Here is a 403-nt window from a genome sequence, read left to right on the forward strand (position 1 = left end):
CGTTATAGGAGAACGACGCGCCGGTGTAGCGCACTTCCGTCGGGAACAGCTCCGGGAGCAGCGCGCCCATCGGGCCAAAGGTCAGTCCCATCAGGCTTAAGCCCAGCAGCAGGAAGGCGAAGACCAGCAGCGGATTGCCGGAGCCCAGCAGCGGTTTAAAGGCGAACAGGGCGAACAAAATAATCATCGTGGTGATGATAATCATGCTCTTGCGACGACCAAAAGCGTCCGCCAGCAGGCCGGCGACAGGCACCATTACGCCAAAGCCAATCACCGCCATCATCAGCATCCACAGCACTTCGTTACGCGGCAGACCCAGGCCATTCGGCGCCGCGCCGGTGCTGAAGGTCATCGAGTAGACGGTCATGATGTAGAACAGGGTATAAGTGGCCAGCATGATGAA

Annotated in this window: 1 protein-coding gene; it reads right to left on the minus strand. The window is 58.8% G+C overall.

Annotated elements, in window-relative coordinates:
* Positions 1-403 (minus strand): MFS transporter (locus D7V97_RS43865; RefSeq protein WP_120616325.1); only part of this gene is annotated, 403 nt, incomplete at both ends.

The sequence above is a fragment of the Corallococcus sp. CA053C genome (assembly GCF_003611675.1).
Taxonomy (GTDB): Bacteria; Myxococcota; Myxococcia; order Myxococcales; family Myxococcaceae; genus Corallococcus.